The sequence below is a fragment of the Candidatus Spechtbacteria bacterium genome (assembly GCA_016188605.1).
In the GTDB taxonomy this organism is placed as follows: Bacteria; Patescibacteriota; Minisyncoccia; order Spechtbacterales; family JACPHP01; genus JACPHP01.
Genome location: JACPHP010000015.1, coordinates 59,319 through 83,630 on the forward strand (window position 1 = coordinate 59,319; position 24,312 = coordinate 83,630).

The 24,312-nt window shown below is 46.0% G+C and carries 20 protein-coding genes, 2 tRNA genes, 1 rRNA gene and 3 other annotated features (1 of these 26 cut by a window edge); of the genes, 1 reads left to right on the forward strand and 22 read right to left on the reverse strand.

Features of this window, described 5'->3' with window-relative positions; genetic code table 11:
* Positions 1–1,462, reverse strand: a sequence feature (possible 23S ribosomal RNA but does not have good blast hits on one or both of the ends) (it extends 1,869 nt beyond the left edge of the window).
* From HYV65_03275 to HYV65_03310, 8 genes are all read right to left on the reverse strand, one after another.
* Positions 208–858 carry a hypothetical protein gene (locus tag HYV65_03275; protein ID MBI2463227.1) on the reverse strand — a complete coding sequence of 217 codons (651 nt, stop codon included), beginning with the start codon at positions 856–858 and terminating at the stop codon, positions 208–210. It overlaps the preceding feature by 651 nt.
* Positions 902–1,084, reverse strand: a complete 183-nt coding sequence (locus tag HYV65_03280; protein ID MBI2463228.1) for a hypothetical protein — start codon at positions 1,082–1,084, stop codon at positions 902–904. Its footprint lies within the feature at positions 1–1,462.
* Before the next feature lie 83 nt (positions 1,463–1,545).
* On the reverse strand, positions 1,546–2,415 hold the full coding sequence (locus HYV65_03285) for a hypothetical protein (GenBank protein MBI2463229.1): 870 nt from the start codon (positions 2,413–2,415) through the stop codon (positions 1,546–1,548).
* A 211-nt stretch (positions 2,416–2,626) separates the two neighbouring features.
* Positions 2,627–2,955: a sequence feature (possible 23S ribosomal RNA but 16S or 23S rRNA prediction is too short), on the reverse strand.
* A gap of 113 nt (positions 2,956–3,068) precedes the next feature.
* Positions 3,069–5,292 (reverse strand) — a sequence feature (possible 23S ribosomal RNA but does not have good blast hits on one or both of the ends).
* A complete protein-coding gene (locus tag HYV65_03290) occupies positions 4,783–5,076 on the reverse strand; it encodes a hypothetical protein (GenBank protein MBI2463230.1) in 294 nt (97 codons plus the stop codon). Its footprint overlaps the feature before it by 294 nt.
* Before the next feature lie 649 nt (positions 5,293–5,941).
* Entirely contained in the window at positions 5,942–6,625 is a 684-nt protein-coding gene (locus HYV65_03295) for a hypothetical protein (GenBank protein MBI2463231.1), read from the reverse strand.
* Positions 6,626–6,815: 190 nt separating this feature from the next.
* Positions 6,816–7,292 (reverse strand): phosphatase PAP2 family protein, encoded by a 477-nt coding sequence (locus tag HYV65_03300; protein ID MBI2463232.1) that lies wholly within the window; start codon positions 7,290–7,292, stop codon positions 6,816–6,818.
* A gap of 348 nt (positions 7,293–7,640) precedes the next feature.
* A tRNA-Ala gene (locus tag HYV65_03305) sits at positions 7,641–7,714 on the reverse strand.
* Positions 7,715–8,033: 319 nt separating this feature from the next.
* A tRNA-Ile gene (locus HYV65_03310) sits at positions 8,034–8,105 on the reverse strand.
* A 230-nt stretch (positions 8,106–8,335) separates the two neighbouring features.
* Here HYV65_03310 and HYV65_03315 point away from each other — a divergent pair.
* Positions 8,336–10,159: a hypothetical protein gene (locus HYV65_03315; protein MBI2463233.1), complete on the forward strand. Its 1,824-nt coding sequence runs from the start codon at positions 8,336–8,338 to the stop codon at positions 10,157–10,159.
* 101 nt (positions 10,160–10,260) lie between these two features.
* On the opposite strand, the gene HYV65_03320 is transcribed toward HYV65_03315, so the two are convergent.
* The 14 genes from HYV65_03320 to rpsP form a co-directional block, all read right to left on the reverse strand.
* A complete protein-coding gene (locus tag HYV65_03320; GenBank protein MBI2463234.1) occupies positions 10,261–11,406 on the reverse strand; it encodes a hypothetical protein in 1,146 nt (381 codons plus the stop codon).
* Between the two features lie 22 nt (positions 11,407–11,428).
* On the reverse strand, positions 11,429–12,814 hold the full coding sequence (locus tag HYV65_03325; GenBank protein MBI2463235.1) for an adenylosuccinate synthetase: 1,386 nt from the start codon (positions 12,812–12,814) through the stop codon (positions 11,429–11,431).
* Positions 12,815–12,893: 79 nt separating this feature from the next.
* The gene (locus tag HYV65_03330) at positions 12,894–14,051 is read right to left on the reverse strand and encodes a hypothetical protein (GenBank protein MBI2463236.1); all 1,158 of its coding nucleotides are present in this window, start codon (positions 14,049–14,051) and stop codon (positions 12,894–12,896) included.
* Positions 14,052–14,081: 30 nt separating this feature from the next.
* Positions 14,082–14,894, reverse strand: coding sequence for a hypothetical protein (locus tag HYV65_03335; GenBank protein MBI2463237.1), 813 nt, complete (start codon positions 14,892–14,894; stop codon positions 14,082–14,084).
* Positions 14,895–16,428: 1,534 nt separating this feature from the next.
* Positions 16,429–16,998: an LAGLIDADG family homing endonuclease gene (locus HYV65_03340; GenBank protein ID MBI2463238.1), complete on the reverse strand. Its 570-nt coding sequence runs from the start codon at positions 16,996–16,998 to the stop codon at positions 16,429–16,431.
* A 402-nt stretch (positions 16,999–17,400) separates the two neighbouring features.
* Positions 17,401–18,965, reverse strand: a 16S ribosomal RNA gene (locus HYV65_03345).
* Positions 18,966–19,866: 901 nt separating this feature from the next.
* Positions 19,867–20,097 (reverse strand): hypothetical protein, encoded by a 231-nt coding sequence (locus tag HYV65_03350; protein MBI2463239.1) that lies wholly within the window; start codon positions 20,095–20,097, stop codon positions 19,867–19,869.
* A 44-nt stretch (positions 20,098–20,141) separates the two neighbouring features.
* Positions 20,142–21,161 (reverse strand): hypothetical protein, encoded by a 1,020-nt coding sequence (locus tag HYV65_03355; protein ID MBI2463240.1) that lies wholly within the window; start codon positions 21,159–21,161, stop codon positions 20,142–20,144.
* A gap of 139 nt (positions 21,162–21,300) precedes the next feature.
* Positions 21,301–21,618: a hypothetical protein gene (locus HYV65_03360; protein ID MBI2463241.1), complete on the reverse strand. Its 318-nt coding sequence runs from the start codon at positions 21,616–21,618 to the stop codon at positions 21,301–21,303.
* Between the two features lie 76 nt (positions 21,619–21,694).
* Entirely contained in the window at positions 21,695–22,090 is a 396-nt protein-coding gene (locus HYV65_03365) for a hypothetical protein (GenBank protein ID MBI2463242.1), read from the reverse strand.
* A gap of 12 nt (positions 22,091–22,102) precedes the next feature.
* A complete protein-coding gene (locus HYV65_03370) occupies positions 22,103–22,327 on the reverse strand; it encodes a hypothetical protein (protein MBI2463243.1) in 225 nt (74 codons plus the stop codon).
* A gap of 40 nt (positions 22,328–22,367) precedes the next feature.
* Positions 22,368–23,075: a tRNA (guanosine(37)-N1)-methyltransferase TrmD gene (trmD, locus tag HYV65_03375; GenBank protein MBI2463244.1), complete on the reverse strand. Its 708-nt coding sequence runs from the start codon at positions 23,073–23,075 to the stop codon at positions 22,368–22,370.
* A 212-nt stretch (positions 23,076–23,287) separates the two neighbouring features.
* Complete coding sequence (locus HYV65_03380) at positions 23,288–23,617, reverse strand: KH domain-containing protein (GenBank protein MBI2463245.1); 330 nt, start codon at positions 23,615–23,617, stop codon at positions 23,288–23,290.
* A 153-nt stretch (positions 23,618–23,770) separates the two neighbouring features.
* Positions 23,771–24,088 (reverse strand): 30S ribosomal protein S16, encoded by a 318-nt coding sequence (rpsP, locus tag HYV65_03385; GenBank protein ID MBI2463246.1) that lies wholly within the window; start codon positions 24,086–24,088, stop codon positions 23,771–23,773.
* Positions 24,089–24,312: the final 224 nt, after the last annotated feature.

Consider the following 24,312-nt stretch of genomic DNA (forward strand, 5'->3'; position numbering starts at 1 on the left):
CACCGATTTTATCTGTGTTAATCCGTTTTCTTATCCACGTTAATCCGTGTGTCAGTGCGAAGCACTGACATCTTATACTCCCGCTTGATTTTACTCTCGAGGTTTCTAAGAGCGCGGCTTACTTGCCTTGCAGTAAAGCCAGTTTGTGCCTTTACGCGACCACTCCGATTTCCATCCGGAGTTAACTGACCTTAATAAACGCCTCCGCTACAATTTAGGCAATGTGTTCCCTAGCATTCCTAGCTTATACCGCATTGATGGCAAAATATATGGATCTATCAATTCTACAAATTTTTCAACCGTAGAACTGTTTATATACAATTGCCAAAGGTTTCTCTGCGGCCGCAAATGTGTTTGAACACCAAATTTATTTTCCAATATCTTAATTAGTATAAGATTTTCTGCTTTGGAAAAACTTTGCGTATTCAATATCAGCGCGCGATGATGCTTTGATTTTATTGAGCCATCATCCATAAACCAAACTGCTAATACTAATGGCGTGAGCCAACGTTCGATCTGTCTCGGTAAAACTTTATGCTTATCTTTATAAAATTGTTGGGCATAAAATCTAAACGCTCCATGACTGATCGTTGAAAACCAATGTTCACGATATATCCTATCAAATACAACATGTTGTTTTTCTTGAGGCGGGGTTAATACCCATTCTTTGAATTTTTCATATAACCAAAGAGTGTATTTTTCCTGCCAATATGCATGTTCAATCTTCAAACGATAGGTACGTTCGTGATTTTGGGTTTCAAGATGTCCATCACCAAGTAGTACACCAATGAGAATCTCTTTCTGCCCCTCCGATAACCGAAGCGTTTGTTTATACGCCTCAATCTTCTTTGATCTCATAAATGTAGGTGATCCTTACGGATCCTTATGGTCGCCCATAAGTTCAGACTATATCACCCTCATTACTCCATAAAGTAATGAGTTTCAGCGTGTAGTCGTTGAGGGGAATGCAATCTTCAAAAATTATGCATTCTTCCCTGCTGATAAGCCGCATTACGTGATTTTCACCCTTTCGACTAGGTACACGTACATACTGCATCCATTTAAGGAACGGTTTTCCCAGCATATAGCTGATTTTGCAATGCAATCTTACGACTGCATGGCCCCTGTGGCTGTAGCAAGCCACTCTTGAGGCTAGCGCCCCACTAAAACTGCCTACCATCCACTGTTCCCTGTGTTTCGCGCAAGGTTAGTTTTTACATTTTAAAAGATGGGTGTTGCATTGACGGCTCCATCTCGCCCGAAAGCGAAACTTCAAAGCCTACCCACTACGCTACGCAGTCAAAATATAAAAACAATGGAAAGCTGCAGTAAAGCTCCTGGGGTCTTTTCGTCTTGTTGCAGGACAACGGCATCTTTACCGTTACTGCATTTTCACCTAGCTCTTCGTTGAGACAGTTGCCCAGTCATTACACCTTTCGTGCGGGACAGAAGTTACCTGCCACAATTATGTTACTACCCCAAATACAAATTGAGGACGGAAAGAGCGCTTCGGCTCCTTCTCTCTATGTCGCCATAGAGTTCAGACTATATCACATTCTCTGGACGAAATCGTACAGAGAGCTTTGGCATGTAGTCGTTGAGGGTTCGTTGCAATTTATCTAATTTTTTTCTTTGCGTTATATGTCGTAAAGGATACTGATGAAGAAATATATTTGCAAAAGCTATAATCGTACTTTTTGCATTTGTTTCCCAATGACGCAATCCATCCTTTCGCTTTCTCGTATTCCCAAAACCCGTAAAAGCTTTGAGAAGAGAGATAATCTTTTCATCTTTCATTGCGACTGCTATATAAGGCTCAAGACGATCGTTGCTTCTTTTCCAGCCGAATGATCCTTCGCCATCAATCACTCCAGCTAAAAAATATCCTACCGCATCACGAGAACTTTCCAATAAAGAAAAACTCTTTTTAATGCGTCCTTCTTCCTTTACTCTCCTTAACGCTTTTCTATATACGCCCATCACTATTGTCTTGCGGCGATGCTCTGCATGACCTTTATGTTGGTCAAGATATGAAACCGCAGCGCGCATAATTCTAATTCGTTCATTTCCCAAATCGCCACAAATTAGTGGGTACGTGGCAAGAAATGATAAAATTATCTTTACTTTTCTTTTACCTCGAAAAGAAAGATTTAGAGCTCCTTTTACTTTAGAAATAACTCCATCATCCTCTCCAACAATTCTATTTATATCTTCAAGTAATACTCTATCAGAATTAGTTACGGTAATATCTGGCATATAGTAATGCCCAACAGGATGCTTGTTCCGAAACTTAATTACAGAACAAGACATTTCTGCAGCAAAAAATCCAGAATAATAGTGATGCGAAACTTGCAACGTTTCCTGCTGATTGTCTGACGGCCAAAAATTGACCACACCCGCAGCATTTTTACTCATTATATATATTATACACTGAGTAGCTTAGGTTCTCCAGATGTTCCAGCATATAGCCAAATTTTCCAATAAGAGTCACCTCTTATGGTCCCCTGACAGAGGAATTTCGCTACCTTAGGACCGTTCTTTAGTGTTAACTCATAGTCGCCTATGAGATCGGACTATATCATACCCATTGCAAGCTCTTCGGCATTCATTGAGCTTACGGGTTCTTGCGTATAGTCTCTGAGGATTCCCCACCAGAGTGGGGTCTTTCCTGCTGATTGTCCGCGTCACCGAATGGATTATTACTCAAAGAGTACCATCGGATTCATGCGGAGTTTCCAGTCCCGCAAGCCTTCCACCATTCATAATTTACGAACGACGTGACTTACGGTTTCCCGATATTGTTTTTGATCGCCACAGCAATACTGCGGGATCTAGATTTGTAGCTACTAGCTATTATCACAGACAAATCGGGAACATATAGCAAGATTTTTTAGCGTAACTACAACGGTCAATTTATAGTTACGGCCGACATTCACCGGCGCTTACAGCACGAGCCATCCTTCGCTCCTCACTTCGTGCGGAGCTACGGAGTGGCAAGCTGCTTTTACTGAAAGCATGCATCGCTCCGAAGCTCTTTGCGGAGCAAAGAGCGAAGGACGACAAGCGCTGTTTGACGTTCCGGCATTGGTCAGGTGTCACCCCCTATACATCCTCTTACGAGTTAGCAGGGAGCTGTGTTTTTGTTAAACAGTTGCCAGGCAAAATTTAACTGCGCCCATCTTGCGATGGGAAGGCATATTCCGAAGTTACGCCTAGCTTTTTTGCCGAGTTCCTTAACGAAGACTCGCTAGTTCACCTTGGGCTACTCGCCCTGCCTACCTGTTTCGGTTTGTGGTACGGGCCCAACTCATCTGATCGTAGAGAATTTTCTTGGAAGACTGCTCTCTTAAATCGGTCTTGACGTGTCAAAACCTGTTTCCTACTTCATCGGTTTATACCATGCGGATTTACCTACATGGCGACCTCAAAATAGAAACGTAAATCCAATAATACGCTTAAGATACAAATCTCCGTCATCCCATAGAAATGAGTTGAGGGGCTGGAATATTAACCAGCTGTCCATCCCCCAGAGCCTTTCGGCTGAGAGGTTAGGGCCGCCTAACCCTTGGATGATTGCCATTGCCAAGGAAACCTTAGGCTTTCGGTGGGCCGATCTCGCATCGGCCATGCGGTTACTCATGCCAACATTCTCACTTCTCTACGCTCCACCGCCCCTCACGAGACGACTTCACAGCATAGAGAATGCTCTCCTACCACGCCAATGCTCCGCATTGGCACACTGATATACACAGATACGAACACGGATATACACCGATTTTATCTGTGTTAATCCGTTTTCTTATCCACGTTAATCCGTGTGTCAGTGCGAAGCACTGACATCCACGTCTTCGGTAATATATTTGAGCCCCGGTACATTTTCGGCGCAAGAACTCTCGACTAGTAAGCTGTTACGCACTTTTTAAAGGATGGCTGCTTCTAAGCCAACCTCCTAGCTGTCTGAGAATTCTCACCTCCTTTTCCACTTAATATATATTTAGGGACCTTAGACTGTGATCTGGACTGTTTTCCTCACGAGCGCGGAGCTTAGCCCCCGCGTTCTAACTCCCTTCTTATCAATTCAGGAATTTGGAGTTTGATTGATTCGCCTAGGCGAAAGCCACGACAAATCATCCAGTGCTCTACCTCCTAAATGAAACAGAAGAGGCCAGCCCTAGAGCTGTTTCGGAGAGAACCAGCTATTACCAGGCTCGATTAGTTTTTCGCTACTCCCCACAGTTCATCACATAGTTTTGCAAGGCTAACGTGTACGGGCCTCCCTCCAGTTTTATCCGGAGTTCACCCTGACCATGGGTAGCTCGCCTGGCTTCGGGTCTTATGTGTGCCGCCAAGTACGCCCTATTAAGACTTGGTTTCCCTACGCCTTCGTTCCCATCGGAACTTAGACAAGCGACACAGATAAACTCGTTGGCTCATTCTTCAATAGGCACAGCGTCACTCCTCGCTACCGCTCGGAGCTCCGAAATCAAATCTCAAAAATCAAATCTCAAAATTGTGGTATCGCCTTGCGGCGATTATATAGTCTCGCAAAGCGAGACACCTTAGTTTTGAGATTTGAGATTTTAATTTTGAGATTAGAAGCTCGGAGCGATAGCGATAAAGCTCCGCTTCTCTGTAGGCATATGGTTTCAGGTACTATTTCACTGCCCTCACCGGGCTACTTTTCACCTTTCCCTCACGGTACTAGTTCACTATCGATCATCAAAAGTATTTAGCCTTAGCTAATAGTATAGCTAGATTCGCTCGAGGCTTTCGTTCCTCGAGTTACTCAAGAATAGCAACAGGAGATGTGAATTTTTCGTCTACGGGACCATTACCCTCTTTGGTCGCCCTTTCCAGGGACATTCGACTAAATTGCACATTTTGTGACTCCTTTGGATTGCTCCAATGCTGCCATCTTACAACCCCCATCCTTCGCTCTTTACTTCGTAAAGAGCTTCGGAATGGCAAGCCACTATATAAATTTCTGGCATGCTGTTCCGTAGCTCCTTGCGGAGCAAAGAGCGAAGGACGGGTTTGGGCTTTTCCCTGTTCGCTCGCCGCTACTGAGGGAATCATAGTTATTTTCTTTTCCTCCGCTTACTGAGATGTTTCACTTCAGCGGGTGTGGGTTCCAGCTTGCGCTGGAAGAATGCGGTTTTGCCGCACTGAGTTTCCTCATTCGGAAATCCCCGGATCATAGGTTGCTAGGCACCTCCCCGAAGCTTATCGCAGCCATGCTACGTCCTTCATCCCCTTTTGATGTCAAGGCATCCACCATACGCCCTTAAAAATGTTTGCATGATGCAGTTAAATGCTCCTCGCTATGCTCGCTCGTCGCAGACGCGGATTAATGCTGATACTACCGATAAATGCTGATATATAAATATCTGCATAAATCAGCTAAATCCGTATAGATCAGCGTTGTTCCGAGCGCAGTGAGGAACTATAAGAACCGCAGAATTACAAGACTCTATTCAAATCGCCAATGCGAAGCACTGACGATAAAAGACCTTATTGTTTATTTTATGAAATTGACAATGTTCAGTCGTTTCTGAAAAATGTCATCGCTATCGGAGAAAAAATGCCTAACTCGTATTGCGCATCTTTTCTCTAACAACGATGGATGAATGGTGTCCCGCCTTCGTCCGCCCTGGGTGGACTTCGGCGTGGCGAAGCAAAATAAAAACCGCTCTAGGCGGCTACGCAAACCAGCAAGAAAATTCGGTTTAAGCGCCGCTCTTTTTTTGGTTAACAATTGCTTCTTTTTGCATATAAAACAATGGGTGCTTAAAAGGTATAAACCTACTTTTTTTAATTAAAGGTATGATAGCAGAATGCAATAATTACTGTCAAGCGGCATCTTGTACAATACAAGATGAGCTCCAAACTACAACGAAAAACGCTCCGCAAGCCGGAGCGTTTTTTAAATTACAGTAAGAATCTATCCGTTAATATCTTTTTTAATCCCTTCCAAAATTTCGCGGGCTACTCCCTGGCCACCGAGGCCGAAGGCTAATCCGCTCGCCAAGGCAAGCATGGCAACAATGCCCATAAACAACGTGTTGACCATGGCTGTTGCAACGCCAAGCTGGTTTAATGCGGCTAGAATACCAAATGCCCACACAGCCCAACGCGTCACCAAGCCCACAAAACGAGATGAGCCACCAAGTTCAGTTGCCTGTAATGCTGTGCGTGTAGCTTTCTCTAAGAAATCACCGAGAATTGCCGCCACCACAATTACGAGAGCCGCGACTACTATATTAGGAATATAGAGCACTATTTGCTGCAAAAATGTTGCGACAGCAGTTAACCCCATAATCTCTACCGCGGCCATAAAGAACGCGATGACGAAAAACCATTTCACCAGCATGCCGAGTAAAGAACTTATTTCAATCGTCATGCCTGCGCGATGAAGCATTTGCGTTACAGAAAGCTGGCTCATAAATTTATCCAGCTGCGCCATTTGCAAAAGGCGCGTTACAACCATACCAAAAGCGACCGCAATAATCCAACCTACAATAAATACAATGATTGCCCCGAGAAAACTCGGAACGAATTGCATAAAACCTTGCCAAATTTGCTGCAAGGATACAACTACTACTTCACTCCATTGTTGTACTAACATAATGTATATTTTAAAGAGAATAAATCTCAGTTAATTTTATTAATTATTTGAATATCGACGTTAGGTAAAAAGTACAAGACCTTTCTAATAACATTATAGCAGTAATTCAGCAGAATTTAATATAGCTCTGTGGATAACTATGGCAGAGGAGTTGCCGCGCTAGCGCGGCAACTCCTCTGCCATCAATTATTTACGATAATCGTTTAACTGATGTATACTCGAGAACTGATTGCACTAACCACGCAAACGTAATCGCAATTACAATGCTACCGATAATATCAACCCCGTGGTGCACGCCAACGTAAATTCGTGAAAAACCTACTATAATTGTCAACGCCCATAGCGCAATGCTAACTTTTTTATTAAACGGCCAAAGGGCAGCTGCAATCGCAGCGCTAATCAGTGTGTGATCGGAGGGAAAACCATTATCCGCCACATGCGCAATAAGCGGAGTGAAGCCATCAGTTACGAACGGCCGCGGGTAATAAAAGAAAAATCCCAAGATTTTTGCCGCGAGATAGGTCAACGGCAAAGCCAGCACAGCAAAAACAATCATCCGCTTTTGCACGTCACGCTTTTGCAACATAAGATATGCTAACGCGATACCAATAATGGCAATAAAAAGATACTTAGCAGATAAAATAAAGAATAGAGAAGCTATGTCCATAATATTGAAGTTCACGACCCATATTAGCACGCGTTGAAGAAAGAAAAAAGGCCACCTACAAATAGAAAAACTCGCCTATGGCGAGTTTTTCTATTTGTCTGGTCAAGTCTAATACTCAAAAAATTAACTACGCGAGGGAGTATGAAAAATGGTCGTTAAAATAGACAATATTTCGAATACTGCAAGAATCGGACTCCTCTCGCGATAATAAGCGTTAGCATTTATAGCTTTGGTGGACCATGGGAGAATCGAACTCCCATCTCCCGGATGTCCCAGAAAAACAAGGAGCTTTGCGACTATGTTTTTCGCGATACCGGCAAAATAATGAGCGTTAAGTATTTATAGCTTTGGTGGACCATGGGAGAATCGAACTCCCATCTCCCGGATGCAAACCGGGTGCTCTGCCACTAAGCTAATGGCCCAAATTTTGAATATTTTGTTAAATATCCTCACTCCGCTGCGCTGCGCTCGGTGTAATCAAAAGAGGTGCACTGGAAAGTTTTCAGCCTGAGGCTGATCCGCCTCTGGCGGAAAACCGCCTCGCTAAAGCGAGAGGCCAAACCTAAACTTTCCGACGAAAGCCAAGCAGTTGGCTTTCGTCCTCTGCCACTAAGCTAATGGCCCAATGCGCGCAAATTACAAAGCACAGAACACAAAAGCCAAACAAACCACAAAAGCACAAAATTACAAACACGAAACGTTTGGGATTTGTAATTTGTGTTTTGGAATTTACAAACCTAGTGGGCGCGGAAGGAGTCGAACCTTCCGCCTCTTTCTTATCAGGAAAGCGTTCTACCGCTGAACTACGCGCCCGCAATAAAGAATACAGAATCTAGAATACCGAATACAGGGACGGAATAAACTGCGATACTATCTTTTTTACAACAATAACCAATATGGCACAAGTACCACATATTTGTCAGGGTTCTGATATTGACTTATAGTTTAATCGTTTTATAATCACGACACTCTCTTGAACTGCACAGAAATGCAAACGAGAAGCTGTATTTTCACAAATTATAACAATCGAAAGGAGGTATCTGGTGCTAACATCATTAGTTCCAGTCGAGTCATTACTCGACCCCGTTCTTGCTGCCGCAGTATGGCCTGAAAGTATTACAAGCAATGAAGTTTTCAAACAACAGCTTGAACGGCGCAGGGAGCTGATAAAACGCCTCGAAGACGTCATTTGCTCTCTGCCCCGGCCAGATATGCCTATCGGGACAGCTATTGATCTGGGGTATATCACCGAGGAACAAGTTGCGGCACTCTATGAATCTCTAAGCGATTTGCTGCAAGACCCGTACTACAAGCGCATTGTCTTCTATCTTCCATTTGAATTCTTGCCCAACAGAACGTGGGACCATTTCGGGGAAAAACTCCGACAGGTCGCTAGACTATTTAGGCAGGTATACATGGATGCTTGGTGGCATCTGCTTCTAGTGCAAGACGTACGCGCCAATTTCGTAGATGGCGACGTGCTTGAAGTAGGGCAGAGAGTCGGCGACTTGCCGCGAGTAGTGAAGGCGGCTCATCTCATACCCAAGCTCGTTGAAAACGGCTTGCTAGAGATTGAGGACGTCATATCTCTCATGGAAAAAGCCAACGATCAGGTGCTGAAAGATAGCATTGCCGATGCGCTCCCCGTTCTAGCAGATATGGGATTTATTCCAGATACAGAAGCTGACACAGAATCAGCTGAAGCAACACCAAAGCCGATTACGCTTACATATGTTCGCAAAAAATTGGATAAAGCGTTCTCTAGAATAGATACTGAAGATTTCGGCAGTATCACGAAGGGTCGAAAAAATTGGCTTGTACAAAAAAAGAGGCAAGAAGCCATCGATGCCGCTGGAGAAGATATATGCACAGCAATCGTTCGAGGAGAGCTCTCTAATGAAATAACGGCGAGCTTTCTCGCTTACGGAGATTCTGCTATGCAGCGAGTGCTTGTCGAAGGAATTAGAGCGGCCATTGAGTCCGTCGCGCTAACTAACGTTAGCAGGGCGCACGCACTGTACGCTCAGTATAAAGAAACTTTGCTAGCACTTTGGGAGAGCGACGATCCTGATATCGGGGAAGCGCTATCCAAAACTTTCCGCCGGCTCCATTACCTCGGTATTGTTGATGACCAACGGCTGTCGGAGTTAGGAATAGTCATTCCACGTCTCGCAGGACCTTTCTCTAAAAATCTTAGGTCAATGGGAAAGGACTTGCGCGATATAGAAACGATGGCCGCGTCTATCAAATGCAACAGCGAGCTGTCGCGGCTCATATACCCGGGGGTTCTCATGTACGGCTCGCGCATCAAGGGATACGGCGCGCAAAATTCTGATATTGACCTTGCCGTATTTGTGAGGCCGGGAACGCCTTTTGCTGGCAGGTCGGAGCTACAAAAACTACTTGGACAAACTTTCGCGCATAATGCGATTCGCGGCCAAGTTGTTGAATTCTGGCTGGAAGAAAAGGGCGAGATACTTCGAATTCGTGACTTCAATAGTTCTGATGTATATCTGGGAGAAAGCTATTGGACACATGTCCTGTTTGGCGCCGTATGGATGGGCGGCGATGATACAATACGTGAGTTGTATGAAAAACTGCTGACTCCATATATGCGCGATGACGGTAATATAATTTTTGGCCGCGGCGCAATAAGCATCTACTTGGAGGAAACAGAACGAGACACTCTACAGTACAGGTTGATGCATAAAGGATATGAACGATTCTTCCCGCCATGCGGCGGCATACACACACCCCATTCAGATAGAATTAATGATAGTAGCATGTTCTGGGATTCGGGATACAGGCAACTTGCAACAATGCTGTTTGTAAGCAGAGTTTTTCTGCCGAATATCCCAGTTGTATAAAATAAAGCCGTTGGTTTCACCAACGGCTTTTGTAATTGAAGAAGACCACCCCGCAACTGCAAGGTGGCCTCAATTTTATAGATTAAAGAACAAAAAACGAATTAGTTACCGCTACGGCGGTGTTCAGTGCCAATACCGGTAAGCCGTTTACTTGCAGACGCGCTGGCGCTGAGCTGGTCCCAGGGAATCTGGGAGCCAAGCATGTACAGCGCGCCAAAGTACTGCAATTCTTCATTGCCGGCTGGCTGATCCTTGACCCGCATGACCGCCAACACGAATCGAGTCAGGTTGGTCTCCAGCCGCGGATACGTGGCAGAAACCGCTACACCGAGCTGTCGAATCATCTGGTCACGGTTAGCGGCACCGATCAACGCTGGCAGACGGGTATTTTCCAGGGTTTCTTTGATCTTGGATGCGTCATAAGCGAGCGCAGCCGCGATCTGAACTCCCGTTCCCGCAAAAACCTTGTTTACAGAATCGGCCATTGCATCTGCTGCGTCACGCAGCCCGCCTGTATCCGGCGGCTGCATCATGCCCGAAGGCATAGCGCCACCACCGCCGACCATCGCCATCATGGCATTCATCATAAGAGCAGGATTTGCTGCGCCCTGCACCCACGCATCCTGCCAGGATTTAAGCTGTCCATAGAAAGTCGTAATCGCTGGCCAAAGATGCTCATCAATGCGCTGAAAAAGCTGCTTCTTTCGCGCTTCAGTCACATACGAACCATCCAAACCGTCGATCGCCGCAAAGATCTCAGCATAGCTGCGTCGCGTCATTTCCTTTCGAAGCTTAAAAAACTCCGGATCAACCTGCTCTTCGTTCGTATCCGCAAATCTCTCCATCAAGCCAGCGAGCACATCCGGGATACTGAAGAGGCCTGCCCGGTATGCCAGTGCCGCCCGAACTGCCGAAATAACAGTGGATTGATCAACCTTGAGGATTCCACCAGTTCGAAGCGCTTCCAGCCAAGAAGCATCGGTGGGCACTGCGGGAAGCACAGCATCAAAAGAAATGGCTCCCATTGTACTTACTGCGGGCGGCTCAGCCACTGGCTTAGCCGGTGCAAGCGCTTTGAGCAAATTCCTTGCCGGCAATACTTTCATGCCGACTCCGACGAGGTCTTGCTCTGTCAAACCAGCCAGATCTTCCACGGTCGTAGCACCAAGATCAGAAATAATCTTCTCAATCACTTCAGATGCAACGCCCATAGACTCAAGTTTGGCAGTTACTTCAGTGACTTCCATTTTCTTTACCCCTTTCGCGGTTCTACCTGCACATCTTATCCCGCTCGGTACTTCCCAGCGAGATCATTCTAACTTGCACTCCCAGCTTTTCTCCAATTATACTGGCACAAAACGAGTAAAGCTCGCTTGGTGTGGCGGGCGATGGAACTTTCAGGGTCGTAATTTCCGGCTTGCAGCGCGAAAGCTGTTTGCCGAGCGATTCCTGATATTCCAACTGATTGTTATCCGTTCCCACACGGACTTTGATTGCGCCCGTGGGCGTAAAATATGTAGGATCGTCCGCGCCGAGATAACGGTCGCATATACGCCACTCTCCGTTAGCCACAATTTGATCGAACCATGTGACGGCCAGGCCATTGAATGCATTTGGGCCGCCGCAAACTTCTATAGCGTAACGAAGTAAAACGAGATCCAGCGCCCCTACGCGCACTTCTCCCTGATAGCGGTTGCTTTCTTTGTGACTGCCTGGAAGCAATCTTTCTGCCATCTCGGGATTGGCAGTAGGCATCGGACCCGCACCGTGGCGAATTGCGTATGCTCGGAACACTCCGAAATTCACAATCTCTCCGTCGTAGCCAGCATCTATAAGCATCGCTTGCGTAAAGCACGGCAATGTTCGAATGGCGCTTACGTGCGGATAGAAACCGTGAAAGTGATCGGTGATAACTCCGTGCGAGCTTTCAACTACAACCACACCGTCCCGAGCAAGGACTTCTCGCTCAAGATATTCATGGCCGACAATCTTAGCTCGCCGCGATACTTCTTCAAACCGTTCGGCAATATAGTCGAGGAAGCCGTCATCATAAAGAAGAGCAACTTCCTTTTGCATCGCCTCACGGTCGCTAGGCAAGAACTCGCCGCCAATAGTCTCGTTGAGATCGCTGCGTATTTGCTCTCGCACGCAAACAAGCAAATCTTTCAGATCGGGCCGCGACAAATCGCAGGCTCGAATCGTAAGATCCGGATACTGTTGCAAATAGCGATACGCTTCACCAACGCCTGTGCCAATCGTGCCGCGAGGATTATTACCACGTGACATTTCTTTCAGGCGCGACGCAATTCCGTGATAAGGCGTGGCGCACAATGCCATTTCATCTACCGTCAGCAGACCAAACGGATTGTGTATGCCGTGCTGATATCGAAGTGCGTCAGACTCATTAAGTAAACCTTCTGGAGAAACGATAAACCGAGCGGAGATATGCGTGTTAATGCCTTCGAATGTGCCGCATCCCCACTGGCTGAAAGCAAAGCTCTCGCCACGCGAAGTGCGGACACCGTGGCTTCCCTGCGCGCCTCCGACTTTCACGACGGTGTGGGCACGCATCATTGTTGCGATTTTGTGCACCACACCGCCCTTGCCGCCGTCACCAGGACCGAGGTCGGTGACGGTGTAGACTTTCTTGGTCATCGTCGCCACCTTCCTCGGTACGCCGAAGTCTCGCTTGGCGAGACTTCGGCGTACCTTTCAATCTTGATTTGGTAACTGGCTAGAGCCAGTTGGGTCCGTCGTCGGAGTCCTCGTCTTCGGAATCTCCAGAAGTAGCCGAATCAATTTCACTAGGATCGACCGGCCAGAGGTCGGTCTTTTCCCTGAAAAGATCGCCGGCCTTCGGAAGCTTATCGAAGTTCGGAGAAAGCATCTGAGCTCCGAGAGGAATATGCGCAACTGCGTGAATAATCTGACGCGCACTGAATTCTGAAACATTATGCTCCGTAAGAAATTCCAAAGCAGACCCCAGGCTCAGCACGCCCTCCATGAGACCGATGATTATTGCCTTTACACAGTGCAGGTTGTTCGTACCTTCAGGAAGCATAACGAAATGACCAGCTCCATACAAATCGCTCCACTGATCTGCAACATCCCGACGATTTCCAACCTGCAAAAAGAAGGCATGCGCCTTGGTCTGTAGATCCCTGACTACTTGCGCGGTGTTAGGCAGTTTTCCATTACTGAAGTCATAACCATTTTCTTTGGCATGCTCCAGTACGTCATCTCCGTAAATCTTCTTCAGCCAACGCGGATCGATAGTTTCAACGATCGGCTCGTCAGAGATCGTGAAGTGATAGTACTTCAAGCCCCATCGGTTAATCGCTGCATTAGTCAAGTACACAGCGCCGAAAAGACCGAACTGTGGATCTTCCTTGCCGTTACCTTGACCCCTACGGCCAGGCACTAAATGAGTCATCTGGGAAGCAATTTTCTCGTCCATCTCAAATTGAGTACGACATAGCACAGGCACGTCTTCTCCATCTTCAACGTCGTTGAATATGGCAGTTGCAATCTGAACGTCATATCGACCTAAAATAGGACGACTGCCGCTGGTCAGCATCTCGTAAGAACTAGGCAAGACATCAAATGCTGTATCTACGTTGCCCCCCATAGAACCGGTTGTATCTAGCAAATCTTCTTCAGCCATAGGAATACCGCAAGTCAGGACCCATAAGTTACCGCGCTTCTCAAAACGCGGCAGAGATCGACGAATGGGCCCGAGATGAGCAGGTCCTTTCGGATCCACCAGCGGATCTAGACCTTGTCCTTGGTGCATTCGCTCTTCAGCACCGCTGGTAGCTTTCTTGGTTCCATTAGACGTAGCGCTATAACGAACTCCGGTATAACCAGACCTTGAAAATGTATTCTTCCCCATATTATTCGCCCCTTTCTTTGCTATACACGCCTACAATGATTCCGTAGTGAAAGGATGATACTTGCGCTCCCAGAGCAAATCGATTAGTTCATAGAACGCCAAGTGCGCTCTTTCCGCGTTGCTCTCGCTACCGCGGGCTAGACGCCAAAGATAGTCTGTGTACCTACGAAAAGCCTCGTCGCCGTCATTTGGGATTGTACCCGTTTTTAGGTCGCCTCCCAGCGCAACAACAACCGATTGCGCCGCTTGAGAAATCTCTTGGCGCCTAACCTCTACGGGAACTGTGTCGGTATGTATCTGCGCGAATGACCATTCAAAAATCACCACATAGTGTTCCTTCGGCTCAATCACTATATTCTTCCCGCTCAACAAGTTAACCGAGATTCCTTCGTTGTGCAAGAACGCAAGCAACTTGAGAAGTTTGCCCATAATCCATGCGCTAGTGCGCAAATCAACCCGCAGGCGGTCTTTTGCCGTGATGTTAATCAGCGGCACCATATCGCCTACATTCTCTACATTCCTAAACGCAAAAACATTAACTTGACGCCCGCCCTGCTCAGTACAGATGAAGCTATCCATAAGCTCGGGGAAACCAAGCTGGTAGTTAAGAGGTTCATCGGGACGAGCGTACTCCACTTCGAGCTCTTCAGCACGGCGCTGCAGTTCTTTAAGAATATAGGCGGCACGCTGAAGCGCGCCGTTGTCCTTAGTTTCGTTAGCAATCTGCAAAATATATTCGCGCTTTACTCCTTCCTGCGTACATAGGTAAAGCCGATATTTGCCGGCTTCTGCTACCTTTTTGCCGACTTGATAAACGTGATGACCATTGCGTATAGTGATCACCGAATTTCCCTCCTTTCGTACTTGTATTGTAAAGGGACACAATAAACTAGTGCTGATAGTATTGTGTATAACCTGTCTTGTCAAGAGCGGCGTAAGTAACCCCTCACACCCCTCGTGAGTCATTGCGAGCCCCAAGGGGGCGTGGCCCGCCAGCAACGCCTTAAGCGTAGCTTTGGCGGGCTGGCAATCCCGCTCGTATGTGGTAACGAGATTGCTTCACGCTACGCTCGCAATGACGTATAATAAGATTTTGATATAGGGGGTGTGGGGGGTTACCATAGCGACGCATTATATGGCATGATTCCTAATGCTCAATATATTTTAAAAGAACTTTATTTAAGATTAGCAAATGGTGATAATAGTGTCAATAGTACACTATTAACAGGTTAAAATTTTATGAATTATTTATGCGGTTTTGAATTTCACTTATCATACACGGCCGTGTATGATAAGTGAAATTCAAAATGTTAACAAAATAATCCACCTATGATAAAGCAGAGGCAATAAGTATCACAAACAAAACAAACTAGTTCTTCGGGGACGGCAGAAATGCCGTCCCTTTTTCATACAATGCAAAACCCTCTGCCTTAGGCAGAGGGTTTTGCATAACTGACAGAATCATTGCGTAAAGAAAATTTCTTATCCGCCTCAGGCGGAACATTGAACATCTAAGAGTTGCTCCAAATTGGTAACTCTTTTCTTGCGAAAAGAGATTTTAGTCTCAGACATTTGAAGGCTTTGAGACTAACGCCTTGCCTACCTTTAGCTAATCATACAGAAGCTTTTCCGCCAAAGGCGGATCAGCCTCCGGCTGAAGCGAAGGCGGGCAGATATTAAAGCACGAATTCGATGCTTCAATATCGTCGACTCCCGATATTGTATCAAGCAAAAGCTTAATAAAAAATCAAGAAAAAATGATCCATCCACAGCTTCCGCTACGGATGCCTTGTTCATGTTTACCTGTACTTTTCAATACAGCACGGACTATATCTTCATCCTTTTGTTTTGTAACAATCCGCCTGAGGCGGACAAAAAGGAGCCAACGTGTAGTCTCTACGGGGTTAATGTGTGCTAAATGATGGGGGCGAGAGAACGCGCTCTCTCGCCTTGATGAAAGAAATAAAATGCATTCGTGCTCTTTGTGCGGGCGATTTTTCGGCTTGGGTATGCATCCCCGCGCCGATATAACGTGCGCGGCCACGCTCACTAGCACTTTGCGCACAAGTTACACAGAACTACTTCATTCTCCCATCATTCAGCACACATAACTTCCCTCGGTATTGCCTTCATTCCTTTATTATACAACGAATGTCACATAATAAAGAGGAGGGTTTCACCGATACAGTTAGATTTTGCAATTGCCTTGCGGCAAAAGGTCGCAACGACCAGAATGGTCTGACGACTTCGTCCTTGTCACTGATCTTACCGTGGGCCCACTTACGTGAGACTTCGGGTACTACCAGCTTCACTGACGTGACGGGCGGTATCGGGATCAATGAGCATATCATCGTCCCACGCCACCGGACGAACGGTTTTACCGTATCCTGGCGGCTTCCATCGAATGCTTCTTGCCAAGAAAACGCATCTGTTCACGCAATCGCACCATTTCGCTGAAACCCTTATCTGTAAGGTGTTCTTTATTGCGATACATAGTGACAATTCTCTTAAACAGTATGTATGTTTTTGCTTTCTTTGCTTGAAGATGATTTGCATCTAAAAATGGAAAAAGATACGCTACCAAATCTTTTGAACTGGTAATTTTATACTTCGCGTGGGGGTACCATCCGTACCTCTCATACGAGCAATCATATATTTTCCCACAACCAATTGTCACAAGAATTCGTTCGAGGATTTCACGATCATCTGCGCGGAGTTCGATTTCAAACTCGGCACGTATTTCGACAGAGCGAGGATGTTTATAATCTCGTTCTTTTCGTTTTCCAACGCTTACCGCAAACGATCCTTCACCATCAATGAATCCTGCGACATATTGAGGAGGCAATTTTTTTCGATGAATTCGCTCCTTTCCAATCGGACCCTTCAAAGATAAATTTCTTTGGAAAGGTTTACGACTGGTACTACGAGCTCTGCTGACTTCTTGCATGGAATAAATAAAAATTACTTTCTATCCTTCTATAATCCCAAGGTTATTTTACCGTGGAAATTAATACCAAACAAGATCTCCCCCGGTCATCTATAAAACAATTTGAAAACATCTCGATCACCCTATACGTAGCAATAAATATACACAAAGTGACTTCCCCATGTACTCGAAGGGTGGTCTTATTACTACGCCTCAACAGTGATTCAAGCTATCTTCTGCTACCCTCGATTGTAGTTGTAACTATAATCGAGACCAAGTTTAACTTGATTTCGCCCTTCATCCTGGGGGTCACCCCTCGCAGGACTGCGATTTTGCTTCAAAGCGCTTTGTTCGCTTCGGTTGGACTTCTCACCAACAATAAAGTGGAAAGTCACCAACTCGTTCCATAAACTGCAGGGCACCCGAGTACAAGACTCGGGAACGTATTCACCGCGCCATAGCTGATGCGCGATTACTAGCGATTCCGGCTTCATGAGGTCGAGTTGCAGACCTCAATCCGAACTGGGGCTAATTTTGATGGGATTTGCTCCGCCTTACGGCTTGGCGTCCCTCTGTAATTAGCCATTGTATCATGCGTGTTGCCCAGGGCATCAAAGGGTCATGCTGATTTGGCGTCATCCCCACCTTCCTCCCCGTTATGCGGGGCAGTATCGTGTGACACATATAACACACAATAGGGGTTGCGTTTGTTACCGGACTTAACCGAGCGCCTCACGGCACAAACTGACGACAACCATGCAACACCTGCCCAATTGTCCTTGTGAGACATTCTCCCTTTCGGGAGAACTTCAACTGGGTGTCAAGCCCTGGTGAGGTTCCTCGTTTGTCATCGAATTGAACCGCATGATCCACCGCTTGTGCGAGTCCCCGTCTATTCCTTTGAGTTTTAGCCTTGCGGCCGTACTACCCAGGCGGAATACTTAACGCGTTAGCTTCGCCACGTGTAGGGTCGACACTACACACAGCTAGTATTCATCGTTTACAGCGTGGAATACTGGGGTATCTAATCCCATTCTCTCCCCACGCTTTCGTCCCTCAGCGTCAGAGTCATGCCAGCTGATTGCCTTCGCCTTTGGTGTTCCCCATGATATCAACGGATTTCACTCCTACACCATGAGTTCCATCAGCCTCTCATGCTCTCTAGTTTTGACGTTTCCTGCGCAGATTCAAGGTTAAGCCCTGAAATTTAACACTGGACTATCAAAACCGCCTACGGACGCTTTACGCCCAATAATTCCGGATAACGCTCGGGGCCCTCGTATTACCGCCGCTGCTGGCACGAGGTTAGCGGCCCCTTATTCCTGAAGTACAATCAAACCGCTCCTCGCTACGCTCGGAGCACACCGATAAACGCAGATACGAACACGGATATACGCGGATATAATAATCCGTGTAAATCCATTTTCTTATCCGTGTGAATCCGTGTACGTTCCGAACGCAGTGAGGAACGGTCTTTTTCCTTCAGAAAAGCAGTTTACAACCCGAAGGCCTTCATCCTGCACGCGGCGTCGCTCGGTCAGGCTTTCGCCCATTGCCGAAGATTCTCGACTGCAGCCTCCCGTAGGAGTAGGGCCCGTGTCTCAGTGCCCTTGTTGGGGGTCGTGCTCTCACACCCCCTACCCGTCATAGCCTTGGTGGGCCATTACCTCACCAACTAGCTGATAGGCCACAGGCCATTCCAGTACCACCTGAGTTTTACTTGCTCTTGCGAGCAAGACCATCAAGTATTAGCTCCGATTTCTCGGAGTTATTCTTGAGTACTGGGTATGTTCCTATGTATTACTAACCCGTTCGCCACTATCCTACGCTCCGCGCTACGCGCGGAGCTACGGAATAGCAAGCTCTCCCATATTTTGAGCGCCTGCGATTCCGAAGCTCCTCACGCAGTGAGGAGCGAAGGATCGTTCGACTTGCATGCCTTATCCACGCCGCCAGCGTTCATCCTGAGCCAGGATCGAACTCTTAAAATAAACGAAGTTTATTTTAAGCCCATCCGAAGTTCCGACGAAGTCGGAACGCAGGAGGGCCATACAAAACTTCGTTAAATACCAATTTGAAACAACTCTTGAATGTTCAACGTAAAGTTGCAGAGCAACCACGTTGCAAGCAACATAAAGGGCTCTACGCCCCACGTTGCAAGCAATAATTGTTTTTGTTTCTCGCACATTTGTATATTTGAGGGTGTTGCTCCTCGCCTATACGTTGCCCCCTTCGGGGGACTTGGCTCTAAAATGTTACGTAGAAATATAAATAAATATACTTCTACGTTTAATAATAATTACAACGTAAAGTTGCGTGGCAACTCCGTAAAGAGGGCGTGGCCCTCCACGGAGGGTTTTACGCCCCACGTTGCTTTACGCAAGAAAATGTAATTATTATTAAAGCTGATTCTGTTCAGTTGTTAATGTTCATCCGAAATATTTTCTATTAAATACAATACTTTCGGATACGTAGACATATTACACATTCGCTAATATCTTGTCAACAAAAGAATAAAAAAGGCGCGTGCCGAGTGGCAAGCGCCTTTGGTAATGCTTTGGAATTATTGAAGTTCGAGCGGGCTATCTGCCCAAAGATGCTTTATATCCTCTCGAAGCCCAAGATACTTTATTTGTCCAAGCGTAAGGGATGTAGCGTATATATAGTTGCTAGAAAAAAACACATTCGCTATAATGTCCGCTTCGGCAACGATCGCTTTCCTCGACTCGTAATTTCCTACGAGATCCCCCGACACCTCTATCATGCATGGTTAGGCCTAGTATAATCGTATTATCATTGACTTCTGGAAACTCTTCCCGCAAACAAGATTCGCATCTTCTTAACAGCCTATATGGCGTTGATCCTGACAAGCACACTTTGCATTGATAATTAGACATTCAGTACCTCCTTTAGAAAACAGTCCTCCGACAATCCAATCTCTCTTGCTAGAATACGGCCAACTTCTTGGCGACGCTGTTCAGGCCATTTTGGCGTTGCGTCAAAGGAAAGTTGCGCGGCCATTTTTGCCAATGCCACGTGCTCCGGATTAGCGCAGACAGTAAAATTGCTTTCGACCGTAGAATCTTCACCGCAATAACGACATGCCAGATACATGCTCATTGCACATCCTCCTTTTTCTTCCTTCTTCAACCTGTCCCTACATTTTAGAATAGAAGATATGGCCGCACAATATCCATATTATTCTGTGCCCACCACACTCCTCCACCGACACACAGCGCGACAAGAAGACCAATGAATGCATACCCGATTGCGCTATCAACCGGGATTTCAAATGGCTTCTCGATAAGATATAGCACGAAGAATGTACCACCAATCCCGAGCAGCTGCGGCACTCCGAATACAGAACCAACCGCTATCGCCGCAAAGCCCAATAAAATAGTCGTCACCTGCATAATGGGATACGTCCTTGCGTTACCATACCACCTGCTTGAAGCAATCAGAAGCCCCAAGTATCCAACAAAGCTACCCATCCAAAGTGCTCCCTGTTCAAAAACTTGCATGTAAGGAATAGTCGTCCTTAGCACATGGAGCCCCACGAATACGCCTAGCACCATGAATGCGGCAGTAGTCGCCTTTGCAACAGCATCCTCATCTTCAAAGCCAAGTGCATACATGCCCGGCGCTATTAAAACAGAGAAGCCGAGCATTCCCATAAAAGCCGCGACGGCAATAAAGCCTACCACCTCGTTCTGATAATACAGCGCAACTGCGCTCCATACAAGAAAAAGGATTCCGAAAAACCGATCTGGCTTGTTGAATTGCACCGGATGAAGAGCCGCCGTTATGGTAAGCGCCACTCCGAAAAGAAGAGAACCGCCCAAGACCGGCCAGAGCTGATTTATTGCAGAGACCCAGTGTCCAGAGACAACGAGTCCAATGCTTGCGATGTAGAGCAGAACCTCGTATACCTCTTCGGGCACGTGCAAAAATATCTCAATAAGCCATCTGAACCATCGCGAGATCAAGTATCCAAAACAAATAACGGCGAGGGCAATTGCGAAAACCTGAAGGATATTCATCCATGTAACAAATCCCGCTGCTATCTGAAGCCCCGTGAGCTCTACGCAATCAGTACTTGGACCGCCTGCCAATACAGCCGTTGCGGGATAGAATGCTGATAGCCCCACCGCGCTAAGCAAAGTAAGAAGCAAAGAACGAAGCACGACTGCCCTCCTTATTGTTAAATACCAACGCCTACCTTAAGGCGTCTAGTGAACAAAATATACCGTTTACACTAGCTAGTCAAATCAACTGAAATACCTAATAATAATGCGGACGAATTATCGTCCGCATTTTGTGACTTTACGCAAACATCACTCCGCCCATTCCCCAGAAAACTCCTTTTGAGATTTCTTCTTCTCGGACAAGAACCCAGTCTGCTAAAAGCATTTCGTCTGAAATATCTGGCACATCTCTATAAGCCTCAAGGATGATTTTACGTTCATCTTCAGACATGCCCATCAAAGTGAGAGCTTCCTCTGAAAGATGACCCATAGCATTATAGGCATCGCGCTCGTCTTCAAGAAGAAAACCTCTGGCCTCTTCTTCAGAATCAGCAAAAATTATTTTGCAATCTCCTTGCCGATATTGGCCACGTGTTTCGAACAGATATATTTTCACAGCCCACCTCCTGAATAAACATATATCACCTTTTACAGACAGTGTAAATAAAAAGCGCTCGCCGAAACGAGCGCTTTTATATTCTTTCTTCCGCGAAGAATGGAGTTTTGGAAATTGTGTACACCACGCGCTTTATGCCAACGATCTTCAACAACTCCATACAATCTTCGCAGGGCTTGGCTAGGGCAGGCGTGCCGTTTTTGAATTCGCGCCACACCCAAACCGTAGCTCCCTTCATTACGCTCAAATCAGCCTGCTTTATCGCATGCACCTCCGCGTGACGATACCAAACCGACTTACGCCTTCCAGGAACTGAAATCGTTGAGGTCCCCATGCGATTGCAAGCAATACTCAATACGCTATTACCTTTTGTAATGACAGCTCCGACGCGAATACGCCGCGGAAATGAATCCGCATTTCGAGCTTCTGCCCGAGCTAGCTGAAGCGGATAAGCCTGAAGCGAAATCTGCAAAGAGCACCTCCTTCAGCATAGCGAGCTGGCATGTTCACGAAAACTCTTCCACTCATCTTCCAGCGTGCCTACGCGATACTCCAACCCGCCAATTCGGCCGTCCACACCATCAAGACGATTATCCACACCATCAAAGCGCTCGTTCACTTTTTCAAAATCTTTCTGTATTGAACGCGCAAGAGGTTCCATTGCCTCCAACACGGCATCTTTTATATCTTGTTTATTTAGCTCAGCCATAGATGCACTATATCACATTACTGGTAAAAAACATACAAGATTACGAGCTTCGCCGGCGCGCTTCGCGCCAGGCGGCAATTTTTTTATGGTCGCCGGACAAAAGCACTTTCGGTACGCGGTATTTTTTACCTTTGTATTCTAAAATTTCCGGACGAGTATAGTGAGGATATTCAAGCAATTCTTCCTGCTTCGCGTCTTTTTCTTTTTTTAATAAATTATTCCAGTGCGATTCTTCTTCCAGCGATTCCAAACGAATAACTCCAGGGACCAAGCGTGCAACTGCCGAAACGATTGTCATAATAGCCACGTCGCCATCAGTAAGCACATACGGACCAATTGAAACCTCCTCGGCGCGCAATACTTTTTTCACGCGCTCGTCAATCCCCTCGTAGCGGCCGCTGACAAAAACTATGCGGTCGTATTTTTTAGCCCAGCTATATGCCGTTTTCTGGTTGAATGGTTTGCCTTTGGCAGACAGCACCACTACTTTTGTTTTTTTACTCCGCGCGTCACCTACAATACTATCAAATGCCTTTAGTATCGGGTCTGCCAACATCACCATACCAGCGCCTCCGCCGTACGGCTTGTCGTCGGCAGTGCGATGTTTATCCACCGCAAAATCGCGTACGTTATACGTCGCTATTTCTATAATTCCTTTTTCCTGAGCGCGCTTCAAAATAGAAGCGTTGAAATAGCCTCCGAAGATTTCGGGAAATAGGGTTAGGATGTCGAAATGAAGGTGGGGCATGATTACAAAATCTCAAAACTCAAATCGCAAAACTAAAATCTAAATCGTAAATCTCAAATCTTCGCCGTAGTTTTAAGATTTGAGATTCAGTTTTGCGTTTTGCGATTTGATTTTTGAGATAATAATCTTTATAACACAAACGGCACTACAATTGTAGCACCGTTTGTGTTGATTCCGAAAGCCTTCAATTCGATTCAGGCCGAAGAATCTGATTATATATTGAGATCTCCCATCGCATCATCAACATTCGGTGCTGATTCGCGACGGCGAGCCGCTACGTGGGTTGAGCCTTCTGGCTCTTCAATCTTCAAGTTCACACGTGCATTGTTCTTGATGCCGACAATTCGCAAAAGATTGCGGATTGAGCGGGCCGTCGAACCCTGCTGGCCAATCACTTGACCCATATCTTGAGGATGTACGTGGAGTGTCAAAAGAACACCCATTTCGTCAACCTTGCAGTCAACCTTTACATCTTCGGCATGGTCAACTATTGATTTGACCAAATATTCGAGGAACTCCTGATCATTCATTGTTTGTGCCATATCAACCATTCATTAATGATATTTACGCAGGCGACCTATCTGCGCTGTATTGCTAGTATCTTACTCCTTTATTTACATAATGTCAAGTTCGTAAACAATGAAGCAATGGAATAATCAATCGTCATTGATTCATTGCTTCATGGTTCCATTGCTTCATTGTTTCACTGTTTCATTGTTAACTTTTATTTGTTCCTCTTTCTTCTTAGAAACGGCATGCACCGCTCTTTTCTTTGCCTTTATTATTCCTTCTTTTACAAGAAAATTATGGGCGGTGTCGGATGCCAGAGCGCCTTTTGAAATCCAATAGGCAATACGCTCCGCGTGTACTCCTTTTTCTTTGGTTCGTGGGTTGTAGAAACCCAAAATCTCCAGAAACTTTCCATTTTTGGTAGAAGACAATTTTGGAGTCAGCACAAGCCTAAAACTTGCGGCATTCTTTTTTCCTACCCTGGTAAAACGAATTCTTAGCATATTATTATCTTCTTACAGGATTTTATGTTTTAAGTCAAGAAATACCCTCTTTCGACAATTTTGAATTATGAATCATGAATTGAGAATGGCGTTGTTGAGTAAATCCCTCTTACCTACCTTACTCCGCGTTCTTGGTATAATGATGATATGAACAATAAACCATCAAAGCAATCAAGAAAACAGAGTAAAGGAGGTAAGAAGAAATACAAGGTAAGAAATTGGAA